The organism is Bacillus cereus group sp. BceL291 (assembly GCF_051776705.1).
GTDB lineage: Bacteria > Bacillota > Bacilli > Bacillales > Bacillaceae_G > Bacillus_A > Bacillus_A cereus.
The window spans coordinates 1-25,125 of the sequence record NZ_JBPWAP010000010.1 but is presented as its reverse complement, the minus strand read 5'-3'; the positions used below and the strand labels follow the sequence as shown (position 1 = coordinate 25,125).

Genomic DNA, 25,125 nt, shown 5'->3' with positions numbered 1-25,125 from the left:
GAGAAAACTATGGCTGCACCTATAAAAATGATTCAAAAACAAGAATTAACTGAGGAAGAAATAAAACAGCAAAAATTAGATGATTTAAAGGAGCTTTTAACTAATAATGAAGAAGCTCTAAATCAGATGTTTAATATAGTAGGGGAATTAAATGACATTGGAATGCTAGAAGCTGCAAATTCTATGCTGAAAGCGAAAGAACCAATTGCAAAGATCGTTCTAGGTCAAGTAACTCGTGAGCCTGTTACAAATTTAATTAATAATATGATGGGTGCTGCAGGGGCGTTAACTGAACTTGACCCAGAACTTACGAAAAAGCTTATAGGTAGTTTATTAGTCGGGCTAGAAGAAGGTAATGAACATCTAGAAAGTAATAAAAAAGTAGGGGTATTCGATCTTATGAAAGTATTGAAAGACCCAGATATTAACCGTGCTATCGGGTTTGGGCTTCATTTCTTAAAAGGTATGGGGAAAGGGTTAAAAGACGAATAAACTTCATGAAGTGAACCTTTCCGCCTAAATATTTGTACGAAATAGTTTGGGCGGAAGGCTCATTTTGGTAAAATATATAATAAAGTAAAATGAGGCTTTTGGGAGGTATGATTGTATGTCAAAAAAAGTACATGAATTTAATGATATGATACGAAAACTTCGAAAAGAACTTTTCGGAAAAGGACCAGAACGAATTCATACTGTTTTTGCAGAAAATATGGCTATAGCAACTCTTTATGGAAACTTAACACCTACTGAAAAATTTATTTCAAGTACGATGGACGGTGCGGAAATGGTTCATATGGCTAGAACGAAAATGATTCAAGAGGTGTATGCTGTGAATTCACGTGAACATTTGGAGGAACTTGTTGGAGCGAAATTAGTGAATTTGTTTTCAGATATGAAAGTAGAAGAAGATATTGCAGTTTCTGTATTTGTTTTTGATAAAAATATAACGTGAGAGAAGGATACTGATCGTGAAACCGATACAGGTAGAAAGAGAAATCTTTCGTTATGAACAAGGAGCATTTAAACATATAGAGGACAGCATTGTAACAGAGTTTCCTGTCACCATTAAAATGAACGGACAGGAGTTTGTTACAATGGTTAGTACTCCAGAATATATAGAAGATATGGTAATAGGCTTCTTAGCGTCTGAAGGAATCATTCGGAAGTATGAAGATATTGATAGTGTATGGGTGCAGGAGAAAGAAGGATTTGTGCATGTAACAACGACAAAAGTAAATCCGTATTATGAACAAATGCAAAATAAACGCTATATTACGTCTTGTTGTGGTATGAGTAGGCAAGGGTTTGTTTTTGCAAATGATGCACTAAGTGCAAAAAAAATGAAGGGTGTCCATGTACAGGTTGCTGCAGAGGATTGTTTTCGGTTAATGAAAGAAATGCAGCAATCTGCGGATACGTTTCATCATACTGGTGGGGTTCATAATGCAGCTTTATGTGATGTGAATGGTATTATTTTAAGTCGAATGGATATTGGTAGGCATAATGCATTAGACAAAATTTACGGTTATTGTTTAAGAAACGATATTTCTATAAAAGATAAAATCATTGTTTTTAGTGGTCGTATTTCTTCGGAAATATTATTGAAAGTTGCAAAAATCGGTTGTGAAATTATACTATCAAAATCAGCTCCAACTGAGTTAGCTTTGCAACTAGCGGAAGATTTAGGTATTACGACAATAGGATTTATTCGTAATCACTCCTTAAATGTATATACCCATCCAGAACGTGTTTTAAATATAAAATAAAAGTGAGGCAATGAAGATGAAATCAGTTACATTAGACAAGTTGCAACGTCCGTTAAAGGATTTACGTATTTCAGTTACTGATCGCTGTAATTTTCGCTGTCGATATTGTATGCCAGAAGAAATATTTGGTCCTGATTACTCGTTTTTGTCTAATGATAAAATTTTATCTTTTGATGAAATTGAAAGGATAACACGTATTTTCGTTTCTTTAGGTGTGAGAAAATTACGGATTACGGGCGGAGAACCGTTACTTCGAAGAGGGCTTCCAAAGCTTATTGAGCGCCTTAATAAAATTGATGGTGTAGAAGATATCGGTTTAACAACCAATGGATCGTTACTTAAAAAGTTTGCTCCTGATTTATATAAGGCGGGACTATCACGTGTAACAGTTAGCTTAGATTCCTTAGAAGAAGAGCGGTTTTTCTATTTAAATGGTAATAGGAGCAAAGTGCAAAGGGTTCTGGAAGGAATACAGGCTGCAGCTGAAGTTGGAATGAAAATTAAAATAAACATGGTCGTTCAAAAGGGGAAAAACGAACAGGACATTTTGCAGATGGCGCAATATTTTAAGGAAAATAAGCATATTCTTCGTTTTATTGAGTATATGGATGTTGGAAATTATAATGGTTGGGATTTAAAAGAGGTCGTCTCTAAACAAGAAATAGTAGATACGATTCATCAAGTTATGCCGTTAGAACGGATAGAAGCAAATTATTCTGGTGAAGTGGCTACTAGGTATCGTTATATAGGAAGCGATGAGGAAATAGGCATTATTTCATCAGTAACAGATTCTTTTTGCTCATCATGTACGAGAGCTCGTATTTCTGCAGAAGGAAAATTATATACTTGCTTATTTGCTTCTAAAGGAAATGATTTAAGAGAATTGCTTCGTTCTGAACATACAGATGAGGACATTACAGATGTAGTACGCGATATATGGAATAATAGGGAAGATCGTTATTCAGATGAACGCTTAACTCATACAAATAAGAAAACAATACCTAAAATTGAAATGTCACATATCGGTGGTTAATATATAAAGCTAGCTTCATAGTGAAAAATGGAAAATTTACAAGAGTTGTGGATTTTCTATTTTATAGTAAAAGTGATGATTGATATCTCTGTAAAAGATGTGCAGAGAAATTAAGCAGCATTCAAAAACCTTTATTTTGAGGAGGTTTTTTGAAGCTGCTTTTTTATTTGGAGAAAATGGAGGAATGGGTAATGGCATTTCATAAGCCGGAACAAATTGCTGAGCTTGTCATTGAGGCCGGTGTTCAAAAAGTAAGACAGACATTGCCAGCGATGCTTATTCTCGGTTTTTTAGGAGGAGCGTTTATTGCGATAGGTTTTTTACTTAACATTCGAGTTTTAGGGAATTTACCTGAGCGCTGGGGAAGTCTAGTGAATGTTTTAGGAGGAGCAGTATTTCCTGTTGGACTCATGCTCGTAGTATTAGCAGGAGGAGAATTAATTACGGGAAATATGATGTCACTGTCTATGGCGCTTTATGCAAAGAAAATTACATTGATAAGCGTACTGAATAACTGGGTTTGGATTACTCTCATGAATTTTATTGGGGCAATTTTCGTTGCGTATTGCTTTGGGCATCTTGGCGGATTAACAGAGGGAGAGTATTTAAATAAAACGGTAGCGATAGCGGAAGGGAAGTTACATGAATCATTTGGGAGAACTTTAATTTTAGCAATTGGTTGTAATTGGCTCGTTTGTCTTGCTCTTTGGCTCGCTTACGGGACGAGTGATTTTGTCGGAAAAATCATCGGAATTTGGATTCCAATTATGGCATTTGTAGTGATTGGATTTCAGCAAGTAGTAGCAAATATGTTTGTCATTTCCGCTGTTATTTTTGCTGGTCATCTAACGTGGATGGATTTGGCTAAAAATTTTGTTCCTGTTTTTATCGGAAATGTAATTGGAGGAGCTGGGTTTGTTGGTTTTGCTTACTTTGCTTGTTATCAGAAACAACATTCTAATATGAAATAGAGTTCTTGAGAGGAAGGGTATGTAATGGCTGATCGGTATTCACGACAACAGTTGTTCAAACCAATTGGGAGTAAAGGACAAGAAAAAATTCGAAATAAACATGTGTTAATTGTAGGGGCAGGCGCATTAGGAAGTGCAAGTGCCGAAAGTTTCGTACGTGCAGGTGTTGGCAAGTTGACGATTATTGATCGTGACTACGTTGAATGGAGTAATTTACAAAGACAACAATTGTACTCTGAACAAAATGCGAGAGAGAAAATGCCGAAAGCAATTGCTGCAAAAAATCGGTTAGAACAAATTAATTCGGAAGTACAAATACATGCTTTCGTAATGGATGCAACTTCAGAAAATATGGAAGGTCTATTAAAAAATGTAGATGTAATCATTGATGCAGCAGATAATTTTGATATTCGATTTGTAATAAATGATTTATCACAAAAACATAATATTCCTTGGGTATATGGTTCTTGCGTTGGATCGTATGGTATGAGTTATACAATTATTCCGCAAGAGACACCGTGTTTACATTGTATGCTGAAAAATATTCCTGTTACAGGTGTGACATGTGATACCGCTGGAATTATTAGCCCGACTGTTCAAATCGTCGCAGCATATCAAGTGGCAGAAGCACTCAAAATTTTAGTGGAAGATTTCTCAGCAATTAGAAAAACATTTTTCATGTTTGATATATGGAGTAATCAAAATCATTTTATAAAATTAGGGAAAATAAAAACAGACGCTTGTCTCTCATGCGGTTTGAATCGAACTTATCCTTATTTATCATACGAAAATCAAACGAAAGCAGCTGTTTTATGCGGAAGAAATACAGTTCAAATTAGAACAGTAGACAATAGGAAATACAATTTTGATGATATAGAAAAAGTATTACAAAAACTGGGGAAAGTAGATCGGAATCCGTATTTACTATCTTGCCAATTCGATGATTACCGCGTGGTTGTTTTTCGAGATGGTCGTGTTTTTATTCATGGTACAAATGATATTTCGAAAGCGAAACAACTATATTATCGCGTATTCGGTTAATAGAGAGGGTGTCAACAATGGAAAGAAGAGTGCCAATTACGGTTGAAGAAGCTGTTCGTAAAGTGATGGGATTTGCTGATAAAGGCTTAAAGGAGCTATTACCAATTGAATTAGCTTATGGACGTATATTAGCAGAGGATTTAGTAGCTGACCATGATGTACCGTCATTTAATCGTTCGCCATATGACGGATTTGCTATTCGAGCAGAAGATACTAATTTAGCAAGTTATGAAACGCCAATTGTATTTGAAGTAGTGGGTGAAATTGGTGCAGGATCGCTATTCCATGAGAAAGTAGCTCCGTTTCAAGCAGTTCGAATTATGACGGGAGCACAAATTCCGAATGGGTGTGATGCGGTTGTTATGTTAGAGCTGACTCGTCAATATGAGAAGAATGGCAACAATTATATGGAAGTGAAGCGATCATTCAAAAAGGGCGACAATATTTCTTTTCAAGGTGAAGATGCTCGTAAAGGAACGGTTCTTGCAAAGAAAGGATCGTACATTAATCCAGGTATTTCAGCTCTTCTTGCTACATTCGGTTATAGTGAAGTACCAGTTGCGAGAAAGCCTGTAATTGGAATGTTAGCGACTGGGAGTGAATTACTGGATGTCAATGATTCATTACAGCCAGGGAAAATCCGAAACAGTAATACGTACATGATATTGTCTCAAATTCGAAGAGCGGGCGGAAGAGTAAAATATTTTGGGAAGTTTAGTGATGATTTTAATACGTGTTTTACAGCTGTGAAAGAAGCGCTTGGCCAAGTAGATATGTTAATTACAACGGGCGGTGTATCAGTAGGAGATTATGATTATTTACCAGCTATTTACGAAAAGTTAGGTGCATCTGTTCTTTTTAATAAAGTTGCAATGCGACCAGGAAGTGTTACGACTGTAGCACAATTAAATGGCAAGTTATTATTTGGTTTATCAGGAAATCCATCAGCTTGTTACGTAGGGTTTGAATTATTCGTAAGACCGTGTATTCGGACGTATATGTTTAGTGAAAAAGTACATTTAAAAAGAGAAAAAGCGTTATTAGGAGAAGATTTTCTAAAACCGAATCCATTTACAAGATTTGTACGAGCAAAATTGCAATATGATGAGGGGAAATTAATCGCTTATCCATCAGGGTTTGATAAATCTAGCTCAGTTTCTTCATTGGCAGAATCCAACGCGTTTATCGTATTGCCGGGCGGGACAAGAGGATATAAAAAAGATATGTTTGTCGATGTTCTTTTATTAGAAGATAACGAAGGTAGTGAATGGCCTTGGACATTTCATAAAGTGAGAGGTGGTTTTAATGGAACAAGTGCTATTTGAGATTGTAGATAATCCGATTTTAGTTGAAGAAGTAACGAATAAAGTCGCAAGAAGAGAAGCAGGTGCGATTACAACATTTATTGGTACGGTGAGAGAATTAACAAAAGGAAAACGAACGCTACATTTAGAGTATGAAGCATATAAACCGATGGCAGTAAAACAACTTATGAGAATTGGAGAAGAAATTTGTGAAAGATGGCCGGATACAAAAGTAGCAATTACGCACCGTGTAGGGCGGCTAGAAATAATGGATATTGCGGTAGTCATTGCAGTTTCATCACCGCATCGTAAAGTAGCTTATGAAGCGAATGAGTACGCGATTGAACGTATAAAACGAATTGTTCCAATTTGGAAAAAAGAATTTTGGGAAGATGGAACGATGTGGATTGGAGATCAACTTGAAAATACACCATATCCAGAAGGAAAACCAAAGAAGGAAGAATGAGAAAATGATTATAATTTTATTGTTTGCAAATTTGCGTGAGGAAGTTGGATCGGATCGATTAGTGATTTCAGAAAAGCAAGAAATGACAGTGCAACAATTAAAAGAATGGCTTAAAGCCAGCTATTGTTTACAATCGTTGGATAAAGTGATGGTCGCTGTTAACGAAGAGTTTGTAATGAATGAAGAGATGATAAAAGCTGGAGATATAGTCGCATTAATCCCGCCTGTTAGCGGTGGATGATAAGTTTTTTCACCAGATGAAGCGCCAAGAAAATGTTGTATATAAATTAGAATAAGAGAAGGGATGAGTTCTATGCTTACTCAAGAACAAATAATGAATGCATTAAAACATGTAGAGGATCCAGAGTTACACAAAAGTGTTGTAGAATTAAATATGGTTAGAAATATACAAATGAACGGAACAAAGGTTAAACTTGAAGTAGTACTAACAATCCAAGGTTGTCCGTTAAAAGCAAAAATTCAGCAAGATATTGAAGAATCACTTCACGCAATTGGTGCCTCTAAAGTGGAGGTAACATTTGGTTCTATGACACAAGAAGAACGTACAGCTTTAACAGAGAAATTAAAGAAAAATACTAGAACAGAAACTGGTATGCCGAGCATGCTTCGCCCGGATTCAGGAGTACGTTTTATTACTGTAACGAGTGGAAAAGGCGGAGTTGGAAAATCAACGGTGACAATTAATCTTGCAACTGCACTAGCGCGTATGGGCAAAAAGGTGGGGATATTAGATGCAGATATATATGGTTTTAGTATTCCAGCTATGATGGAAACGAATAAGAAACCAACGATGATTGATCAAACGGCAATTCCAGTCATTAGTCACGGTGTTAAAATCATGTCGATGGGATTTTTTACAGAAGGAAATAACCCAGTTATGTGGCGCGGACCGATGCTAAATAAATGGATTCAAAATTTTCTTGCGAATACGCACTGGGGAGAATTAGATTATTTATTACTTGATTTACCACCAGGTACAGGAGATGTTGCGATCGATGTTGCAGCGATGATTCCGCAAGCGAAAGAAATAATTGTTACAACTCCGCACAATGTAGCTTCATTCGTTGCTTCAAGAGTCGGTGTAATGGCAAAACATACGAAGCATGAGATTTTAGGTATTGTGGAAAATATGGCTTATTATGAAGAACAAGATGGATCGAAAAATTATCTCTTCGGAAAAGGCGGCGGCGAAATGCTTGCAGAACAATTGCAAACAGAAGTAATTGCTCAAATACCTTTTGCGAAACGTGAAGAAAATAATGGTTCATCTGTATATGATGAAGATTCTCTTGTTGGAGAAGTGTTTACATCGTTAGCTGAGGATATTATTTATAGAGGATAGAGGGGGAAGTTTAGTATGGCATGTAACATTGATCATTCTATTGAAGATGTGATGAATAAGCTTGAAAGTCAAAAGAGTTTTTTATCAGAAGAGATTTTTAAAGGGTTAAAAAATTTTTTACAAGGTAATCACTCACAAGAAATATTAAATGATGTATTTCATCTTTTAAAAAAGTATGACTTAGTAAGTGAAGAAGAAAGAGAGACGAGAAATAATCAATTATTGTTGATTATAAAATAAGTATACTTTGGCTTTTGTTTTGTAACAGGAGGGGTAAATGGAATGGATATGAAAAAGATGATTGAAATGATAGAAGCAACAAAAGTGACTAAAGAAGAATTATCAATTTCTACTTTACATCAAGAGCTTGTGAAGTTATATAGTCAAAAAAATGTTGCTCATTATACCGAGTTATTAAAGTATATTTTATCATTATCCGTGCAGCTCAACCTACATCTTGTATTGAAATATTTTGGCGTGCGACCGGTTGTTGCGACAGATGAGCGTATGCAATTTCAAGAGATATTTAAATGCTTAGCTAAGAAAGATGAGAATGGGGAATGGTTTCTAAATTTTGTTTCTTTATATGTAGGGCTAATTGTAGTTCTTCGTTTTGATGAGAAAGTGATTGAGAGCAATTTTTTTGATGATATGGTAGTGGATGAATGTAATGAAATATAGGATTCTGCTCATAACATTTTTCTATATTAAATGCTTTAACTGCGATTTTAGTTGGTTATGTAAATATGAAGGTAACTAATTAAGAAAAAGGAATGAAACTAGTTGGATAAAAAGAGTTCTTCAGTTGTTTCCGTCGTTTTTTCGTGTTACCATTAAGCGAATTTTTCATAAGGAGAGAAAGCGATGAAATGGATTTATTTTCTTATTATTAACATTATAGCTTTTAGCCTTATGGGGCTTGATAAACGAAAAGCGAAGAAGAAACAGTGGAGAACGCCAGAAAGTACGTTGTTTTTATCAGCGGCAGCTGGGGGAGCAGTTGGAGCTTGGATTGGCATGTATATGTTTCATCATAAAACTCATAAAAAGAAATTTGTTTTCGGCATACCGTTACTTGTTGTAATAACGGTATGTTTATTATTCGTTGTATGAGAAATGTCGAAAGAAATGCAGATTGATTATTGGTAAAGTGAGCATGTGAGACCGTATAATGGAGAAAAAATGAGAAGAGGAGAAAAAGGAAGATGGGGAGTCAATCAGCAGAGCAAAAAAAAGGGATACTATATGCGGCTGGTGCTTACACGATGTGGGGAATCCTACCGATTTATTGGAAATGGGTTGAGGAAGTTCCAGCAGATGAAATATTAGCACACCGCATCGTTTGGGCGTTTGTTTTTATGTTACTCGTATTAGGTGTTACGAAGAGGTTTCGCCAGTTTATTGGGGAATTTGTGAATCTTTTTAAACGACCTAAATTATTAATGTCATTAACAATAGCTTCAGTCTTGATTAGTGGAAACTGGTTTGTTTACATATGGGCCGTTAATCATAATCATGTTATTGAAGCGAGTCTTGGCTATTATATTAATCCGCTTATTAGTATTTTACTTGGTACAGTCGTTTTAAAGGAAAAGTTAAACTTCTGGCAATATGTTGCAGTTGGTTTAGCTGGAGTGGGGGTTATCATTTTAACAGTACGTTTCGGGGCTATCCCGTGGGTTTCTTTATCACTTGCCCTTTCATTTGGATTATACGGATTAACGAAAAAATTGTTAAACTATGATGCGACAATTGGACTTACGATGGAAACGATGTTAGTAACGCCGTTTGCGATTATTTATCTAGTAATGACAGGAGTACATGGTTTCGGCTCATTTGGCTCTATCTCAATGTTATCGACATTACTATTAATAGGAGCGGGTATTGTTACAGCTCTACCACTTTTTTATTTTGCAAAAGGAGCCCAACTTATTCCGCTTTATATGGTAGGTTTTTTACAATATATTGCACCAACAATTAGCTTAATTTTAGGTGTATTCGTATTTGGTGAACATTTCACATCTACTCATATGATTGCATTTTTCTGTATATGGGTTGCATTATTTGTATTCTCGGTAGCGAAGACTAAGTTTTTAGTGCAGAAACAACCGAAATTTATAAAAAATAAATCAGCAAAAGTATCATAATGCGTAGTATTTTCTACGCATTTTTCTTTATACTGATACTATATAGGATTTCCATTATAGCTAGTAAGGAGCTGAGAACATGGAAACAATTTTACATAATGATCCGCTTATGGCAGCTGTAATTTCATGGTTTTTAGCACAATTAACGAAAGTAGTCTTTAAATTAGTTAAAACAGGTGAATTTGATTTTGCAAAGTTTTTTGCTTCAGGTGGGATGCCAAGTTCTCATGCTTCAACAGTTACAGCGCTTGCTACAGGAGTTGGAGTAGTGGAAGGTGTGGAAAGCTCGATGTTTGCGGTTGCTACTATTTTTGCCATTATTGTTATGTATGATGCTTCAGGAGTAAGGCTTGCAGTAAGTAAACAAGCAAAAATATTGAATGACTTTTTTCACGGTAGAGAAACAGAATATAAGAAGTTAAATGAACTTGTTGGGCATACACCGTATGAAGTAGTAGTCGGTGCTTTATTAGGAATTATTGTCGGAGTAGGGTATTGTTTATGAGCAGAACATTTTATATGTTCTGCTTTTCTTTGTTTTTATACATATTCAGCTACCTTTTTGAATATCGTTATACGGATTTCGAAAGGGTGGGTGAGTAACTTGTTATTATATGAAAAAGTGTATGAAGAAATAGCGAGAAGAACAACTGCACTTCAAACAATGCAACGGCAAGATGGTACGTGGCGGTTTTGTTTTGAGGGAGCGCCATTAACAGATTGTCATATGATTTTTTTATTAAAATTATTAGGTAGAGATAAAGAGATAGAACCGTTTGTAAAAAGATTAGCATCACTCCAAACAAATGAAGGAACATGGAAATTGTATGAAGATGAGGTGGGTGGTAATTTATCTGCTACAATTCAATCTTATGCTGCCTTACTTGCATCGGAAAAATATACAAAAGAAGATGCGAATATGAAGCGAGCGGAAATGTTTATAAATGAGCGCGGTGGGGTAGCGCGTGCTCATTTTATGACGAAGTTTTTATTAGCGATTCATGGAGAATATGAATATCCTTCTCTCTTTCATTTGCCAACACCAATTATGTTTCTGCAGAATGATTCCCCTCTCAGTATATTTGAACTGAGTAGCTCAGCACGTATTCATTTAATTCCGATGATGTTGTGTTTAAATAAAAGATTTCGAGTAGGGAAAAAGTTATTGCCAAATTTAAATCACATTGCAGGCGGGGGCGGAGAATGGTTTCGGGAGGATCGGTCTCCAGTTTTTCAAACGTTAGTAAGTGACGTGAAGAAAATTATAACGTATCCACTTTCTTTGCATCATAAAGGATATGAGGAAGTAGAACGTTTTATGAAAGGGCGTATTGATGAAAATGGAACATTATATAGCTACGCAACTGCCTCGTTTTATATGATTTATGCTTTACTTGCATTAGGACATTCTATTCAATCACCAATTATTGAGAAGGCTATAATGGGAATTACATCTTATATATGGAAGATGGAGAGAGGGAGCCATTTGCAAAACTCTCCGTCAACTATATGGGATACAGCTTTACTCAGTTATGCTTTGCAAGAAGCTCAAGTTCCGAAAGTAAGTAAAGTGATTCAAAATGCATCAGCGTATTTACTAAGAAAACAGCAAACGAAGAAAGTAGATTGGAGTGTACATGCACCGGATCTCTTCCCAGGTGGTTGGGGCTTTTCGGATGTGAATACGACGATTCCAGATATTGATGATACAACTGCTGTGTTAAGAGCGTTGGCGCGAAGTAGAGGGAACGAAAATGTAGATAATGCTTGGAAGCGAGCGGTTAATTGGGTTAAAGGATTGCAAAATAATGATGGTGGTTGGGGAGCTTTTGAAAAAGGGGTAACGAGCCGTATATTAGCAAATTTACCAATCGAGAATGCAAGTGATATGATTACAGATCCTTCTACACCAGATATTACAGGAAGAGTGCTAGAATTTTTTGGGACGTATACGCAAAATGAATTGCCCGAGAAACAAAAACAAAGTGCGATAAATTGGTTAATGAATGTACAGGAAGAAAATGGATCGTGGTATGGGAAATGGGGAATTTGTTATATATATGGTACGTGGGCAGTGTTGACTGGTTTACGGTCACTAGGAATACCATCTAGCGATTCATCATTGAAACGAGCCGTTTTATGGCTTGAACATATACAGCATGAAGATGGTGGCTGGGGAGAATCTTGCCAAAGTAGTGTGGAAAAAAGATTTGTTACTTTGCCATTTAGTACACCATCCCAAACAGCATGGGCGTTAGATGCCCTCATTTCTTACTATGATAAAGAAACGCCAGTTATTCGAAAAGGTATTTCATATTTGCTCTCCAACCCTTATATAAATGAAAAATATCCTACTGGAACAGGTTTACCAGGTGGGTTTTATATTCGTTATCATAGTTATGCTCATATATATCCGTTGCTTACTTTGGCTCATTATGCAAAAAAATATAGAAAATAAACCGAGAGATGTCTCTCGGTTTATTTTGTTGGGTAGTAGGTCCCTTTTGAAAAGAATAAGGTTGTGATGTACCTTATTTTTCGGTTGATTGGCGCTTTTGACGTGCATCAGCGGCATTTGCACGTGCGTTTGCTTCTAAGTCATTGTGGTCAGCGAGTTCGCGAGAGAACTCAACATCAATGCCATCAGTTGTTTTGCTTTGTTTGAAATTTTTTTTATTCATTCGACACAATCTCCTTGCAATTTATCCCGCATAACGGGTAGTAAAACTCCCACCTTAAAACTCAGATGGAACAAAGAAGCTAGGTGGGAGATTAAATGCCCGATTGGTGAGGGCTGATAATCAGTGGGGGATGAACAAACTTCCCACTAATTAAAGTTTCACTTTATGCGACGTTGCAAAGTTAGTTTGACACAAATAGACTTTTTTATACAAAGAGGAGTTGGAAAGTAAAAAGCCGAAATATACAGTATAAGTAATAGAAATGGGGGATAGGAATGGAGTTTTTAAATGGGAAAACAGCTGTTGTAACAGGAGCTGCACAGGGAATTGGAAAAGAGATTGCAAGGGTTTATGCAAAGCTAGGGGCGAAAGTATTAATTAGCGATGTAAATGAAGAGACGCTACAAAAAACGACACGTGAGTTATCAGATGAAGGATATGAAGTGTGCTCATATCGATGTGATGTGAGTAATCAAAATGAAGCAAAGTCGTTAATTGAATATGCGGTTCAAAAATTTGGTACATTACATATTTTGGTGAATAATGCTGGAATTACAAGAGACGCAATGTTACATAAAATGGAGAAATCTGCTTGGGAACAAGTATTACAAGTGAATTTAACTGGAGTTTTTTATTGTATGCAACCAGCGCTTCTTTATATGAGACAACAAGGATATGGAAGAATTATTAATATTTCTTCTATAAGTAGAGAGGGGAATATTGGACAGGCAAATTATGCTGCAACGAAAGCTGGAGTTGTAGGATTAACGAAAACAGCAGCGAAAGAAGTTGGAAGTTTCGGTATTACTTGTAATGCGATTTGTCCGGGGTTTATGGATACAGATATGACCAAAACGATACCAGATAAAGTGAAAGAAAAGATGGTTGGCGCTATTCCAGTTGGTAGAATTGGAACGCCAGAAGATATTGCGAACGCAGCAGCCTTTTTAGCATCAGAATACGCATCTTATATTACAGGTGAAGTATTAAATGTGAGCGGAGGACTGCAAATTTAAAGGAATACATAATGAAAAGAACCTGACCGGATAGGTCAGGTTCTTTTCATTAATTTAAGTTAAGCCAAACGCTCTTTACTTCTGTATAGTTATTTAATGCATAAGATCCCATTTCACGGCCAAGACCAGATTGTTTAAATCCTCCAAATGGAGATGCTGCATCAAAAACGTTATAACAGTTTACCCACACTGTACCTGCACGTACTTTGCTTGCAACATAGTGTGCTGTTTTAACATTTTCTGTCCATACACCAGCCGCTAAGCCGAATTGTGATTTATTTGCACGTTCAATTACTTCATCAATATCGTTAAATGGTATTGCAGAAATAACTGGACCGAAAATTTCTTCTTTTGCGATCGTCATTTCATCATTTACGTCAGCGAATACTGTAGGAGAAACGAAGTAGCCTTGATCGAATGGATTACTTCCTCCGCAAAGTACTTCAGCGCCTTCTTCAATCCCTTTTTCAATGTAGCCCATTACACGTTTTTGTTGTTCTTCAGAAACGAGAGGACCAATTGTTGTTTCAGGGTTAAGACCGACACCTTGATTTAGTTTTTTAGAATAGAGGACGAGATCAGCCATGACATTATCATACATTTTCTTCGGAACAAATAAGCGTGATCCAGCAGAGCATACTTGTCCTTGGTTAAACATAACACCAGAAAGTGCACCAGGAATCGCGCGAGATAAATCAGCATCCGGCAAGATGATATTTGGTGATTTACCGCCTAACTCAAGTGTAACGCGTTTTAATGATTCGGATGCTTGTCGCATAATTTGTTTACCGACAGGAGTAGAACCGGTAAATGCAATTTTATCAACGAGTGGATGATTAACGAGAGCTTGTCCAGCTGATTCACCGAATCCAGGTACGATATTAATAACACCTTTCGGGAATCCAGCTTCTTCAATTAATTCAGCTAAGTATAGAGCAGATAGTGGAGTTTGTTCTGCAGGTTTTAAAACGATTGTACATCCTGTAGCAAGCGCTGCTCCCATTTTCCACATTGCCATAAGAAGCGGGAAGTTCCAAGGAATAATTTGACCAACGACACCAACAGCTTCATGGCGTGTATAGTTAAAGTAATCACCGGAAACAGGAATTGTTTGACCAACGATTTTCGTAGCCCAGCCAGCGTAATAGCGCATATGCTCAATTGCAAGTGGGATGTCTGCTGCCATTGTTTCACGGATTGGCTTTCCGTTATCTAATGTTTCGAGCTGTGCGAGCTCTTCTTTATGTTCTTCCATTAAATCAGCTAACTTGTACATGAGACGGCTTCGCTCAGCAGTGCTCATACGAGACCAAGGACCTTCGTCAAAAGCCATACGAGCTGCGACTACAGCTTTATGAATATCTTCGCGACCAGCTTCAGAAACGACGGCAAGTGTTTCACCAGTTGCTGGGTTAGGTGTTTTAAATGTTTTACCGGAAGCGCTTTCAATGAAAGATCCATTCACATATAACTTTTTTGTACCTTGAAGAAACTTCTCTACCTTTTCATGAAGATTTACAGCTAGTTGACTCATTGTATAACCCCCTTGAAAATATAATGTAAACGCAGTACGAGACGGCGCTTATTCCGAAATCAAGGATGTGGAAACTAGATGGAAAGCCTCTAATTAAAATCATAATTAAGAAATACTGAAAATTCAAATTTCATTTGTGTTACAATTGTAAAAAATATGTAATGTAAGAGAATCTTCTATATGATTATAAAAAAATCCTGCTTGTTTTTGCTTTCTAGTAGGAAAAACTAGAAGAACAATGGTACAATAATACATCGTGAGAGGAGGGGTAAAAATGAAAGATTATCATGATGATCCACGCTTTCGAATAGCCCATAGAGAAGCGTTAATTGGTCTTGGACTTGCTATTATTAATTTTATAATTTGGTACGGATTTGCTTATGGGCTTGGTAGTAAAAATCCGAATGAATATACATATGTATTAGGTTTTCCCGCATGGTTTTTTTATAGCTGTATCGTTGGATTTATCGTTATGGTTATTTTACTTAGTTTAGTTGTTCGTTTTGTATTTCAAGATATTTCACTCGATGAGGAAGAAAAAAGTGAGGAATAATAGATGAATTGGTATGTAATCATTCCAATGATAATTTCGTTTATCGTTGTATTTTTAATTGGTGTATATGCTTCAAGACGCGTGCAAGCAACTGCTCATAATAAATTTTTGCAAGAATATTTTCTTGGTGGGCGTGAGCTAGGCGGTTTATTATTAGCGATGACAATGATTGCTACGTACGGTAGTGCAAGTAGCTTTATTGGTGGCCCTGGTATTGCTTACAATATGGGTCTTGGATGGGTACTGTTATCTGCGATTCAAGTTGTAACAGGGTATATCGTTTTAACGGTTATCGGTAAAAAGTTTGCAATTATCGCTAGGAAGATGGAAGCAATTACTCTTATCGATTATTTAAAAGGGAGATACAATAATAAAGCAGTTGTTATACTTTCTGCGTTATGTATTATTATCTTTTTATTTTCAGCGACAGTAGCCCAGTGGGTCGGTGGTGGACGATTAATCGAGTCACTAACGGGGCTATCGTATACAACAGCACTATTTTTATTTACTTTTTCTGTACTTGTGTACGTATTAATTGGTGGATTTCGTGCAGTTGCTCTATCAGATACATTATTAGGAATCATTATGTTAGTTGGAACAACAATCATTTTAATTGCTACTGTCATTGCTGGTGGTGGAATTGAAAAGATTATGCAGGAACTTGTTCAAATTAATCCAAAGTTAATTACACCATTCGGAGCAGATGGCAGTTTAACGAAATCATATGTTACATCATTTTGGATTTTAATTGGAATTGGCGTTGTCGGTTTACCGCAAATTAGCGTGCGTGCCATGTCTTATAAAAATTCAAAAGCGATGCACCAAGCTTTAATAATTGGAACCGTTGTCGTTGGCACAATTATGATCGGTATGCATTTAACAGGTGTATTTGCAAGAGTAGTACTTCCAGGTATAACGGTACCAGATAAAGTAATGCCGCTACTTGCGATGGAAGTGTTGCCACCTTGGTTAGCTGGAGTTTTCTTAGCTGCACCGATGGCAGCGATTATGTCTACAGTAAACTCTTTATTATTACTTGTAAGCTCGTCAATTATTAAAGATATATACGTAAATTACATAAATAAAGATGCAGCAGACAGTACGATAAAAAAAGGAAGTTTGTGGATTACGGGTATTGTAGGACTACTCGTTTATGCAGCGGCAATTAAACCACCAGATTTTTTAATATGGCTAAATTTATTTTCTTTCGGTGGATTAGAAGCAGCATTCATTTGGCCAATCGTATTAGGGTTATATTGGAGGAAAGGAAATGCTACAGGAGCGCTTGCGTCTATTTTAGTTGGGGTAGGCTCATATATGTGTATTCATCTTTTCTATCCAAATCCGTTCGGTATACATACAGTTGTCTTCCCGATTTGTTTTGCGTTTATCGCTTACATCATTGGAAGTATGAGTGCTATAAAAAAAACAGTATAGGTTAGCTGAAGAAACGTAGTCCTTATAAGACTGCGTTTTTTTGTGTGAATTTGTTCATTTTTTATTCTGTATATCCACGGTTATTCATAAATTAATAACAACTGAGGGGATGGAGTTGAGGTCGATGAAAAAAGTATTATTTTTAGGAGACCCAGGCATTGATGACTCTTTAGCAATTATGTATGGATTGTTGCATCCTGATATTGATATTGTTGGTGTAGTAACGGGATATGGAAATGTAACACAAGAAAAGGCGACAAGTAATGCCGCATATTTATTGCAAATGGCAGGACGGGAAGATATACCTGTTATTAATGGTGCGAAAATTCCTTTATCCGGAGATATTACGACGTATTATCCAGAAATTCATGGGACAGACGGTTTAGGGCCAATTAAACCTTCAAAAACTTTTTCACCAAATATAAAGCCTTTTTGTACATTTTTTGATCTTCTTGAAAAATATAAAGGAGAATTAATAATAGTCGATGCTGGTAGATCAACAACATTAGCGACAGCATTTATTTTAGAAAAGCCGATGATGAAGTATGTGAAAGAATATTATATAATGGGCGGTGCTTTCTTAATGCCTGGCAATGTAACACCAGTCGCAGAGGCGAATTTTCATGGTGATCCCATTGCGTCACAATTAGTTATGCAAAATGCCAAAAATGTAACATTAGTGCCACTTAACGTTACATCTGAAGCAATTATTACACCGGAAATGGTAAAATATATTACGAAACACTCTAAAACGAGTTTTAATAAGTTAATCGAGCCGATATTTACGTACTATTATAAAGCTTATAGAAAGTTAAATCCGAAAATAAAAGGAAGTCCAGTACATGACGTCGTTACAATGATGGTTGTGGCAAATCCATCCCTTTTAGATTATGTATATCGTCGTGTCGATGTAGATACAGTTGGAATTGCAAAAGGAGAGAGTATTGCTGATTTTCGGCCTCAACCTGATGCAAAAGCATTAAAAAATTGGGTGCGAATTGGTTGGTCGTTACATTATAAAAAGTTTCTTGAGGATTTTGTGAAATTTATGACGTAGACATAATAGGAGCATACAAGTTAAAATAATGGAGATGGTTATTTAAATGACCATCTCCATTATTTTGTTTTTAAATGATAAATAGAGAAGAGTTACACAATAGGAGAGGAATTTTACTTGAAAAAAACTATAGTATGCGCAGTAATTGTGGGTATTTTTGTTTTGCTAATATCGGGTAACTTTTTAGTGAAAAAAGTGTGGAGTTCAAATAATGATGATGCACAGTATATTGCATCTTTTATTGAAGAACATAAAGATGAAAAAAATAGTGCGCTTCTAGTAAAGAGAAATGATAAAGTTGTTTATTCTGTAAACCCAAATGTTGTATTGCCAGTTGCTAGTACGATGAAATTAATTGTGGCGCTTGAATATACGAAACAAGTTACTGAAGGGAAAATTGATTCTTCTAGTTTCGTGTCGATTAATGATGTGAATCGTTATTATGTGCCGAATACAGATGGTGGTGCACAAGATAGATGGCAAAAGTATTTGGAGAAGACGGGCAAGATAACTGAAGGAGCGGTTTCTTTAGAAGAAGTGGCAAAAGGAATGGTTAAGTTTAGTTCGAATGCAAATGCTGAATACTTAATGGAATTGTTAGGATTAGATAACATCAATCGAAATTTACAAAGTTTATCACTTCCTGTACATCAACCACTATTTCCAATCGTTTCATCTTTGTATATCCCGGGATATTTGCATAAAGAATTACATGTTCCAAAATATAAAATAGAGAAAAAGTTAAAAGAAATGTCTCAAGAGCAATATCGTGAATATGCGATGATTATTCATGAACGCTTAAAGAAGAAGGGACCATTATTACAGAAGGAAATTCCGCTTTATTTAGAGGAACGTTACGACAAAATTTGGTCAGATAGATTACCAGCAGCTTCTGCAAATGATTATATGGTATTACTTCAAAAGGCAAACCATAAAGGTGGCTTGACAGAGGCTGAAGAAAAAGTGTGGGCAAATATCGTTGAAACAGACATGAGTGCCAAGAAATACCGTAAAACATTCAGACATGCGGGGCAAAAGAATGGTTACACACCATGGACGGTTACAAAAGCAGTTTATGCTATGGATAAACGTGGAAACTGTACAGAAATTGTGTTTTTGGCGAATAATTTAAATGAAGACGATAGTGCAGAAATACGGAAGCATTTAGCAAACTTGCATTTCCAAGTGTTGCAAAGTGATAAGTATGATGCGACTTTTATTAAATAAACTCGGTGCAGAGAGCACCGAGTTTATTTTTATGTACAAGCACTTTTTTTCTATCTCTGGGTATGATGGGTAGTAATACTTAGGTGAGAGGGGAAAAGGTGATGAAACAAAGTAAAGAAGAGTTTATAAAGAGTGAAGGCGCTGATTTCCCTGGGAAAACATATGTGGATTGTGTATTACAACATGTATTTGATTTTCAACGAAATTACTTATTGAAAGATATGTTTCAAGTGCATAAAGCACATATTACGATGCTGACGGAAGAAAATTTAATGAAAAAGGAAGAAGCTAAAGTTATATTACACGCATTAAAAAAGGTAGAGGGAATTCCAGAAGAGCAATTGCTCTATACAGAGCAGCATGAAGATCTCTTTTTTTTAGTCGAACATTTAATTTCTCAAGAAGCGAAATGCGATTTTGTAAGTAATATGCATATTGGTAGAAGTAGAAATGATATGGGCGTAACGATGTATCGCATGAGTTTAAGGCGATATGTATTACGATTAATAGAACATCATTTGTTATTGCAAGAAAGTGTACTGCAACTTGCTGCTGATCATAAGGAAACGATCATGCCAGCTTATACACATACACAACCAGCACAGCCAACAACATTTGGTCATTATACGTTAGCAATTTATGATACGATGCAAAGAGATTTAGAACGAATGAAAAAAACGTACCAGCTTTTAAATCAGTCTCCAATGGGGGCGGCTGCACTCTCTACAACAAGTTTCCCGATTAAACGAGAACGAGTTGCTCATCTACTTGGATTTACAAATGTAATTGAGAACTCATATGATGCTGTTGCTGGAGCGGATTATTTATTAGAAGTTAGCTCGCTACTTATGGTAATGATGACGAATACGAGTAGATGGATTCATGACTTTTTGTTGTTAGCAACGAAAGAATATGACGGTATTACTGTTGCAAAGTCATATGTACAAATCAGTAGTATTATGCCGCAAAAACGAAACCCGGTTTCAATTGAACATGCTCGTGCAATTACGAGTAGTGCTTTAGGAGAAGCATTTACAGTATTTCAAATGATTCATAATACACCATTTGGTGATATTGTCGATACGGAAGATGACTTGCAGCCATATTTATATAAAGGGATTGAAAAGGCAATTCGTGTTTTTTGTATGATGAATGCAGTGATCCGAACGATGAAAGTAGAAGAAGAAACGTTAAAAAGTCGTTCCTATAAACATGCAATAACGATAACGGATTTCGCCGATGTTTTAACAAAAAACTATGAAATTCCATTTCGGCATGCTCATCATGCAGCAAGTGCTATTGCAAATATGTCATTGGAGCAGAAAAAAGAACTACATGAATTACACTTCAAAGAGGTAAATATGTACTTGCAAGAACATTTTAAAATAAATTTATTAGAAAAAGAGTGGAAAGAAATTATATCGCCAGAAGCTTTTATTCAAAAAAGAAATGTATACGGTGGACCGAGTAAAAAAGAGATGGAGCGCATGATCAAAAATCGAAAAGAGTCATTTCAAAAAGAAGAAGATGTATTTGAAAAGGAAAAACAGAGAATTTTACAAGCTGAAAATGCTTTGAATACATTAGCTTTGAATATTATTGAATCGTAAAAGAGGGATTTGATGAATTAATCGCCAATACTTAATTAAACTATGAATAGAGAGAAGAGATTGTCGATGATTCAATTACATGTATATGAAGAGATTTTTCATTTTAAAGAAGATGTTACACCATTTCTAGAAAAGAATGAGCAGGAAAACAATCTCATATTAGGTGTATTACAAATGGTCCAAGAACCGATATTTATGGGGATAGCGAAACAAGGAGAAGAAATTGCGGTTGTATTTCTGCAAACAGAAGAGAAGAAACAAATCATTGTTGCAACTTCTGAAATTGCGGGAGTAACTATTGAGGAACTTGCAAAAGAATTAACGAAAGTATATCCGGATATTCCTGGATTGATCGGTAATAAGAAAATTGTACAGAAATTAGCGGAAGAGATTGCCGTATTAGAAAATAAAAAAACGAATGTTGCAATGGAGCAAGGTGTGTATGAGCTGAACAGAGTAAAGAAGAAGTGTAATGCGAATGGACTTTTCCGAGCGGTAAATAATGATGAATTACCATTAATAGAACAGTGGATATATCAATTTTGTGAAGACGTAAAGCTTCCTACTACGAAAGAAGAAGCAAAACAAACTGCGTATACATTAATAACTACAAATCGACTGTTTGGTTTGGAAGTGGATGGGAAACTCGTTTCTGTAGCTGCAAAAACGAGACCAACTAAAAATAATATAACAGTCAATTTCGTATATACGCCGAAAGAAGCAAGGAAAAAAGGGTATGCATCTCATTGTGTAGCAGCACTTAGTCAACGTATGTTAGATGAAGGCTACCAGACGACTACGTTATATACTGATCTAGCGAATCCGACATCCAATAAAATTTATCAAGAAATTGGTTATGAACAAATTGCGGAATCTGTGCTCATATTTTTAGAGAAGTAAAACAAAAAGGCGTGCTATTTTAGCACGCCTTTTTGTTATTCATCAATTCTAATAACCTCGCCTTGAGGGAATTCCTCAGTTTTTAGTAAGTTACGAATAGCTTTCGCAACATATTCAGGTGATAATAGCTTTCCTTCTTCTTTTAATGCAATGAAGCGGTCTAAATTTGTGAAGTCTTCTTTAGCTGTTTCACGAATTTGTGCTTGCATATTTGTATCAACAACACCGGGGGCAAAAGCGACGATTTTTACTGGATATTCTTTTTCCCATTCTTCAGTTGCTACGCATTGTGTAAACATATTTACACCAGCTTTCGTCGTACAATAAGCGCCCCATCCGAAATAAGGATTTTTTCCTGCACCAGATGAAATATTTATAACGCGTTTATCTACTTTCCATTCTTTCGTATGTTTCATAAACGTAGATGTAAGAATCATAGGTGCAAGTAAATTAATGTGAACGTTCGTAATGAATTGTTCACTTTCTGCTTTTTCAATCGGCTTCATAGGTGCAACTGTACCTGCATTATTAATTAAATGAATAGAGGATACATTGTCTTCTTTAATGGATGAAATGATTTCTTTAAAGTTAGTTTCTAAGTTATGTACATCTTGAAGATCTAAGGAATGAAAAATGCAATTGCTGTTATATTGCTCTGCAAGTTTAGTAAGTTCTTTATTTTCTCTTCTAGAAATAGAGATGACAGTTGTACTTTCTTCTAACAACTGAGTGGCAATAGCCTCACCTAAACCTTGTGAAGTTCCTGTTATGATAACGTAGCGCATAGTTTTATAAACTCCTCTCGTATGTGCGGAATTTTGTTGGACAACGTACATTGCATAGTTTGTCTACATTTTATAGTATAGAGCACTTTTTACTATAAATGAAATGAGATGATTGTGTGCCTTTTATAAACCGTTTTACAACAACAGTACCTGGTGCCGTCACGTTCACTGGGAACACGTTAGGGCTTAGCCCTACATCACCTGCGCCAGGTAATATTTTTGGTACACTTGCTGTATTTACTACGGTAAATACAGCGCTGCAAGTACCAGGGTTCCCAGCAGGAACGACGGATGAATGGCAATTGAATTCTTCAAGTGCAATTTTAAATCTTCCGGCGGGGAGTAGTGTACTATATGCAGAGTTAGTTTGGGCTGGTACTTTTCGGACTGATACGGAAGATGTTTTACCATTTTTAAATGATGATATTACATTTACAACACCATCAGGGACGTTTGCTGTTACGCCAGATCCCGCTACCGCGCAGCAAGGTTCAGTAGGAAATCAGTTTTATTATGCTCGCTCTGCTAATGTAACGAATCTTGTTAGTGCAGGTGGGGCAGGCACATATACAACAGGTGCTGTGCCCGCTGCAAGAACTTCAGCTGATCCAACAATCAGTCGTTCAGCTGGCTGGACGCTTGAGGTTGTATATCAAAATGCAAGTTTACCTCTTCGGAATTTGTCAGTTTATGCAGGCCAAGAAATTATTGATGCTTCATCCCCGCCTGTTGATGCTACTATTTCAGGATTTGCTACTCCAGCTACAGGAGCTGTTACAGGAAGAGTACTCGTAACTGTTCAAGAGGGAGATTCCAACATTTCTGGAGATCAACTTCGCTTTGGACCAAACCCAAATGCTACAGTTGCATTATTCGGACCGAGAAATCCGGCAAATAATTTCTTTCAATCTCAAATTTGTAATGACTTTGGGGAATTAGATACAACCGGAACGTTTGGAGATTTGAATCAGCCATTAGGGATAGCTTTGGCTGTTCGAAGACAAGGATGGGATATTACAAACGTAGATGCTTCATCATCATTAGTAAATAATCAAACGTCAGCAACCGTTCGGTTCGTTACAAATGGTGATGGTTATGCAGCGGCTGGTTTTGGTGTTCAAATTGATGCGACGGGACCGATTATAAATCCTGTCAAATCTGTTGATAAAGCAGTTGCAGGTATAGGAGATATTCTCACTTATACGATTACAGTTCCGAATACAGGAACAGGAAGTGCGGACAACGTTTTATTACAAGATAGTATTCCGAACGGCACAGCATTTATAGCTGGTAGTGTAACGGTTGGTGGAGTAACACAACCAAGTGCGAATCCAGCTAGTGGAATTAATTTAGGAACGATACCAAATAATGCTCAAAGAATCGTTACATTCCAAGTAAGAATTACATCGTTTCCAAATCCAAACCCTATTTCAAATCGTGCAATGGTGTCTTACCAATTTCGTCCTTTCGTTGGTAGCCTTCCTATTGCAAGTACGTCTTCTTCAAATACAGTACAAACGACAGTGAATCAAGCAACTATAAGTATGCAAAAGTCTGTAGATCTACAGACGGCAACACTTAATGATGTATTAACGTACACGGTTAATGTAACGAATAATGGAAACATCACTGCAAACAATGTTATTTTTGTTGATAGTATCCCTGCTGGAACAACATTTGTCGCAAATAGCGTTACGGTAAACGGGGTAGCACGTCCAGGAGCGAATCCAGCAAGTAGTATTAATCTTGGAAGTATTAATGCATCGCAAACGACTGTAGTGCGCTTTCAAGTTCGAGTGACATCAAACCCTCTTGTCAATCCAATTCCAAACCGTGCGAGTGTAACATTTAACTTTACTCCAGTACCTGGTCAACCACCAGTTTCAGGGCAAGCGACAAGCAATACTGTAGTTACGACAATTAATATAGCTGAGATAATAACGAGAAAAACAGTGGATAAAGCTTTTGCAACGGTTAACGACGTTCTTACGTACACGGTAACAATTCAAAATACAGGAAATGTACTTGCGACGAATGTTATTTTTCAAGATCCAATCCCAACTGGAACGACTTTTATCACAAATAGTGTAACTGTAGATGGAATTTCGCAACCTGGGGCAAATCCGCATGCCTATCCACTTAAGAATGGAAACACAATGAACTTTCGTTCATATAACCAAAAAACTCTCGAAATATTTGGTATCTTTAAAAATGGGCATACCAAATAAACCTAG

Annotated in this window: 26 protein-coding genes and 1 pseudogene; 24 read left to right on the top strand and 3 right to left on the bottom strand. The window is 36.4% G+C overall.

The features are described 5' to 3' along the window. The first annotated feature begins 9 nt into the window (after positions 1-9). From ACS2CR_RS09595 to ACS2CR_RS09520, 16 genes are all read left to right on the top strand, one after another. A complete protein-coding gene (locus ACS2CR_RS09595) occupies positions 10-492 on the top strand; it encodes a DUF1641 domain-containing protein (protein ID WP_000729897.1) in 483 nt (160 codons plus the stop codon). Positions 493-607: 115 nt separating this feature from the next. Next, positions 608-952, top strand: a complete 345-nt coding sequence (locus tag ACS2CR_RS09590) for a DUF2294 domain-containing protein (protein ID WP_000039583.1) — start codon at positions 608-610, stop codon at positions 950-952. Between the two features lie 16 nt (positions 953-968). Next, positions 969-1,766 (top strand): formate dehydrogenase accessory sulfurtransferase FdhD, encoded by a 798-nt coding sequence (gene fdhD / locus ACS2CR_RS09585; RefSeq protein ID WP_000802689.1) that lies wholly within the window; start codon positions 969-971, stop codon positions 1,764-1,766. A 16-nt stretch (positions 1,767-1,782) separates the two neighbouring features. Next, positions 1,783-2,799 carry a GTP 3',8-cyclase MoaA gene (gene moaA / locus ACS2CR_RS09580; RefSeq protein WP_016111392.1) on the top strand — a complete coding sequence of 339 codons (1,017 nt, stop codon included), beginning with the start codon at positions 1,783-1,785 and terminating at the stop codon, positions 2,797-2,799. A gap of 191 nt (positions 2,800-2,990) precedes the next feature. Beyond that, positions 2,991-3,770: a formate/nitrite transporter family protein gene (locus tag ACS2CR_RS09575; protein WP_000863998.1), complete on the top strand. Its 780-nt coding sequence runs from the start codon at positions 2,991-2,993 to the stop codon at positions 3,768-3,770. A gap of 24 nt (positions 3,771-3,794) precedes the next feature. Beyond that, entirely contained in the window at positions 3,795-4,811 is a 1,017-nt protein-coding gene (locus ACS2CR_RS09570) for a molybdopterin-synthase adenylyltransferase MoeB (RefSeq protein ID WP_053513939.1), read from the top strand. 17 nt (positions 4,812-4,828) lie between these two features. Then, complete coding sequence (locus tag ACS2CR_RS09565) at positions 4,829-6,136, top strand: molybdopterin molybdotransferase MoeA (protein ID WP_016111394.1); 1,308 nt, start codon at positions 4,829-4,831, stop codon at positions 6,134-6,136. Next, complete coding sequence (gene moaE / locus ACS2CR_RS09560) at positions 6,117-6,581, top strand: molybdopterin synthase catalytic subunit MoaE (RefSeq protein ID WP_000438664.1); 465 nt, start codon at positions 6,117-6,119, stop codon at positions 6,579-6,581. Before ACS2CR_RS09565 ends, moaE begins: the two co-directional genes overlap by 20 nt. A 4-nt stretch (positions 6,582-6,585) precedes the next feature. Beyond that, positions 6,586-6,822, top strand: coding sequence for a molybdopterin converting factor subunit 1 (gene moaD, locus ACS2CR_RS09555; RefSeq protein ID WP_000583943.1), 237 nt, complete (start codon positions 6,586-6,588; stop codon positions 6,820-6,822). 72 nt (positions 6,823-6,894) lie between these two features. Next, positions 6,895-7,944 carry a P-loop NTPase gene (locus ACS2CR_RS09550; protein WP_000957517.1) on the top strand — a complete coding sequence of 350 codons (1,050 nt, stop codon included), beginning with the start codon at positions 6,895-6,897 and terminating at the stop codon, positions 7,942-7,944. A 15-nt stretch (positions 7,945-7,959) separates the two neighbouring features. Continuing rightward, on the top strand, positions 7,960-8,184 hold the full coding sequence (locus ACS2CR_RS09545) for a hypothetical protein (RefSeq protein ID WP_000752383.1): 225 nt from the start codon (positions 7,960-7,962) through the stop codon (positions 8,182-8,184). A 42-nt stretch (positions 8,185-8,226) separates the two neighbouring features. Next, positions 8,227-8,625 carry a hypothetical protein gene (locus tag ACS2CR_RS09540; protein WP_000367289.1) on the top strand — a complete coding sequence of 133 codons (399 nt, stop codon included), beginning with the start codon at positions 8,227-8,229 and terminating at the stop codon, positions 8,623-8,625. A 183-nt stretch (positions 8,626-8,808) separates the two neighbouring features. Beyond that, positions 8,809-9,057, top strand: a complete 249-nt coding sequence (locus ACS2CR_RS09535) for a DUF1294 domain-containing protein (protein ID WP_000871346.1) — start codon at positions 8,809-8,811, stop codon at positions 9,055-9,057. 92 nt (positions 9,058-9,149) lie between these two features. After that, a complete protein-coding gene (gene rarD, locus ACS2CR_RS09530) occupies positions 9,150-10,091 on the top strand; it encodes an EamA family transporter RarD (protein ID WP_000535537.1) in 942 nt (313 codons plus the stop codon). A gap of 79 nt (positions 10,092-10,170) precedes the next feature. Next, the gene (locus ACS2CR_RS09525) at positions 10,171-10,596 is read left to right on the top strand and encodes a divergent PAP2 family protein (protein WP_000447820.1); all 426 of its coding nucleotides are present in this window, start codon (positions 10,171-10,173) and stop codon (positions 10,594-10,596) included. 99 nt (positions 10,597-10,695) lie between these two features. After that, on the top strand, positions 10,696-12,549 hold the full coding sequence (locus ACS2CR_RS09520) for a terpene cyclase/mutase family protein (RefSeq protein WP_000928169.1): 1,854 nt from the start codon (positions 10,696-10,698) through the stop codon (positions 12,547-12,549). A gap of 73 nt (positions 12,550-12,622) precedes the next feature. Here ACS2CR_RS09520 and ACS2CR_RS09515 read toward each other — a convergent pair whose 3' ends face one another. Next, the gene (locus ACS2CR_RS09515; RefSeq protein WP_001035818.1) at positions 12,623-12,772 is read right to left on the bottom strand and encodes a YfhD family protein; all 150 of its coding nucleotides are present in this window, start codon (positions 12,770-12,772) and stop codon (positions 12,623-12,625) included. Positions 12,773-13,047: 275 nt separating this feature from the next. Here ACS2CR_RS09515 and fabG point away from each other — a divergent pair, with 275 nt between their 5' ends. Beyond that, positions 13,048-13,788: a 3-oxoacyl-ACP reductase FabG gene (gene fabG, locus ACS2CR_RS09510; protein WP_000395042.1), complete on the top strand. Its 741-nt coding sequence runs from the start codon at positions 13,048-13,050 to the stop codon at positions 13,786-13,788. Between the two features lie 49 nt (positions 13,789-13,837). Here the strand turns inward: fabG and dhaS are convergent, their stop codons facing one another. Further along, complete coding sequence (gene dhaS, locus ACS2CR_RS09505; RefSeq protein ID WP_000080279.1) at positions 13,838-15,322, bottom strand: aldehyde dehydrogenase DhaS; 1,485 nt, start codon at positions 15,320-15,322, stop codon at positions 13,838-13,840. A gap of 274 nt (positions 15,323-15,596) precedes the next feature. On the opposite strand from dhaS, the gene ACS2CR_RS09500 reads away from it, so the two are divergent. The 6 genes from ACS2CR_RS09500 (at position 15,597) to ACS2CR_RS09475 (ending at position 22,106) form a co-directional block, all read left to right on the top strand. After that, the gene (locus tag ACS2CR_RS09500) at positions 15,597-15,875 is read left to right on the top strand and encodes a YhdT family protein (protein WP_000656239.1); all 279 of its coding nucleotides are present in this window, start codon (positions 15,597-15,599) and stop codon (positions 15,873-15,875) included. 3 nt (positions 15,876-15,878) lie between these two features. Beyond that, positions 15,879-17,312 carry a sodium/pantothenate symporter gene (panF, locus tag ACS2CR_RS09495; RefSeq protein ID WP_053513938.1) on the top strand — a complete coding sequence of 478 codons (1,434 nt, stop codon included), beginning with the start codon at positions 15,879-15,881 and terminating at the stop codon, positions 17,310-17,312. 124 nt (positions 17,313-17,436) lie between these two features. Further along, positions 17,437-18,369 (top strand): nucleoside hydrolase, encoded by a 933-nt coding sequence (locus ACS2CR_RS09490; protein ID WP_053513936.1) that lies wholly within the window; start codon positions 17,437-17,439, stop codon positions 18,367-18,369. Between the two features lie 117 nt (positions 18,370-18,486). Next, positions 18,487-19,596 carry a serine hydrolase gene (locus ACS2CR_RS09485; RefSeq protein WP_153602737.1) on the top strand — a complete coding sequence of 370 codons (1,110 nt, stop codon included), beginning with the start codon at positions 18,487-18,489 and terminating at the stop codon, positions 19,594-19,596. A gap of 101 nt (positions 19,597-19,697) precedes the next feature. After that, positions 19,698-21,206 (top strand): argininosuccinate lyase, encoded by a 1,509-nt coding sequence (gene argH / locus ACS2CR_RS09480; protein WP_000813961.1) that lies wholly within the window; start codon positions 19,698-19,700, stop codon positions 21,204-21,206. A 66-nt stretch (positions 21,207-21,272) separates the two neighbouring features. Continuing rightward, the gene (locus ACS2CR_RS09475; RefSeq protein ID WP_000615376.1) at positions 21,273-22,106 is read left to right on the top strand and encodes a GNAT family N-acetyltransferase; all 834 of its coding nucleotides are present in this window, start codon (positions 21,273-21,275) and stop codon (positions 22,104-22,106) included. Between the two features lie 35 nt (positions 22,107-22,141). Here ACS2CR_RS09475 and ACS2CR_RS09470 read toward each other — a convergent pair whose 3' ends face one another. Then, positions 22,142-22,891, bottom strand: a complete 750-nt coding sequence (locus ACS2CR_RS09470; RefSeq protein WP_053513932.1) for a (S)-benzoin forming benzil reductase — start codon at positions 22,889-22,891, stop codon at positions 22,142-22,144. Positions 22,892-23,007: 116 nt separating this feature from the next. Between ACS2CR_RS09470 and ACS2CR_RS09465 the strand changes: the two are divergent. Then, positions 23,008-25,017: pseudogene (locus ACS2CR_RS09465) on the top strand (DUF11 domain-containing protein); the annotation flags it as partial. Between the last annotated feature and the right edge of the window lie 108 nt (positions 25,018-25,125).

What these genes read in the sequence shown, in the direction of transcription:
- ACS2CR_RS09595 (WP_000729897.1), top strand. Translation starts at nt 10, where the DNA reads ATGGCTGCACCTATAAAAATGATTCAAAAACAAGAATTAACTGAGGAA.
- ACS2CR_RS09590 (WP_000039583.1), top strand. Translation starts at nt 608, where the DNA reads ATGTCAAAAAAAGTACATGAATTTAATGATATGATACGAAAACTTCGA.
- moaA (WP_016111392.1), top strand. Translation starts at nt 1,783, where the DNA reads ATGAAATCAGTTACATTAGACAAGTTGCAACGTCCGTTAAAGGATTTA.
- ACS2CR_RS09575 (WP_000863998.1), top strand. Translation starts at nt 2,991, where the DNA reads ATGGCATTTCATAAGCCGGAACAAATTGCTGAGCTTGTCATTGAGGCC.
- ACS2CR_RS09570 (WP_053513939.1), top strand. Translation starts at nt 3,795, where the DNA reads ATGGCTGATCGGTATTCACGACAACAGTTGTTCAAACCAATTGGGAGT.
- ACS2CR_RS09565 (WP_016111394.1), top strand. Translation starts at nt 4,829, where the DNA reads ATGGAAAGAAGAGTGCCAATTACGGTTGAAGAAGCTGTTCGTAAAGTG.
- moaE (WP_000438664.1), top strand. Translation starts at nt 6,117, where the DNA reads ATGGAACAAGTGCTATTTGAGATTGTAGATAATCCGATTTTAGTTGAA.
- moaD (WP_000583943.1), top strand. Translation starts at nt 6,586, where the DNA reads ATGATTATAATTTTATTGTTTGCAAATTTGCGTGAGGAAGTTGGATCG.
- ACS2CR_RS09550 (WP_000957517.1), top strand. Translation starts at nt 6,895, where the DNA reads ATGCTTACTCAAGAACAAATAATGAATGCATTAAAACATGTAGAGGAT.
- ACS2CR_RS09545 (WP_000752383.1), top strand. Translation starts at nt 7,960, where the DNA reads ATGGCATGTAACATTGATCATTCTATTGAAGATGTGATGAATAAGCTT.
- ACS2CR_RS09540 (WP_000367289.1), top strand. Translation starts at nt 8,227, where the DNA reads ATGGATATGAAAAAGATGATTGAAATGATAGAAGCAACAAAAGTGACT.
- ACS2CR_RS09535 (WP_000871346.1), top strand. Translation starts at nt 8,809, where the DNA reads ATGAAATGGATTTATTTTCTTATTATTAACATTATAGCTTTTAGCCTT.
- rarD (WP_000535537.1), top strand. Translation starts at nt 9,150, where the DNA reads ATGGGGAGTCAATCAGCAGAGCAAAAAAAAGGGATACTATATGCGGCT.
- ACS2CR_RS09525 (WP_000447820.1), top strand. Translation starts at nt 10,171, where the DNA reads ATGGAAACAATTTTACATAATGATCCGCTTATGGCAGCTGTAATTTCA.
- ACS2CR_RS09515 (WP_001035818.1), bottom strand. Translation starts at nt 12,772, where the DNA reads ATGAATAAAAAAAATTTCAAACAAAGCAAAACAACTGATGGCATTGAT.
- fabG (WP_000395042.1), top strand. Translation starts at nt 13,048, where the DNA reads ATGGAGTTTTTAAATGGGAAAACAGCTGTTGTAACAGGAGCTGCACAG.
- dhaS (WP_000080279.1), bottom strand. Translation starts at nt 15,322, where the DNA reads ATGAGTCAACTAGCTGTAAATCTTCATGAAAAGGTAGAGAAGTTTCTT.
- ACS2CR_RS09500 (WP_000656239.1), top strand. Translation starts at nt 15,597, where the DNA reads ATGAAAGATTATCATGATGATCCACGCTTTCGAATAGCCCATAGAGAA.
- panF (WP_053513938.1), top strand. Translation starts at nt 15,879, where the DNA reads ATGAATTGGTATGTAATCATTCCAATGATAATTTCGTTTATCGTTGTA.
- ACS2CR_RS09490 (WP_053513936.1), top strand. Translation starts at nt 17,437, where the DNA reads ATGAAAAAAGTATTATTTTTAGGAGACCCAGGCATTGATGACTCTTTA.
- argH (WP_000813961.1), top strand. Translation starts at nt 19,698, where the DNA reads ATGAAACAAAGTAAAGAAGAGTTTATAAAGAGTGAAGGCGCTGATTTC.
- ACS2CR_RS09475 (WP_000615376.1), top strand. Translation starts at nt 21,273, where the DNA reads ATGATTCAATTACATGTATATGAAGAGATTTTTCATTTTAAAGAAGAT.
- ACS2CR_RS09470 (WP_053513932.1), bottom strand. Translation starts at nt 22,891, where the DNA reads ATGCGCTACGTTATCATAACAGGAACTTCACAAGGTTTAGGTGAGGCT.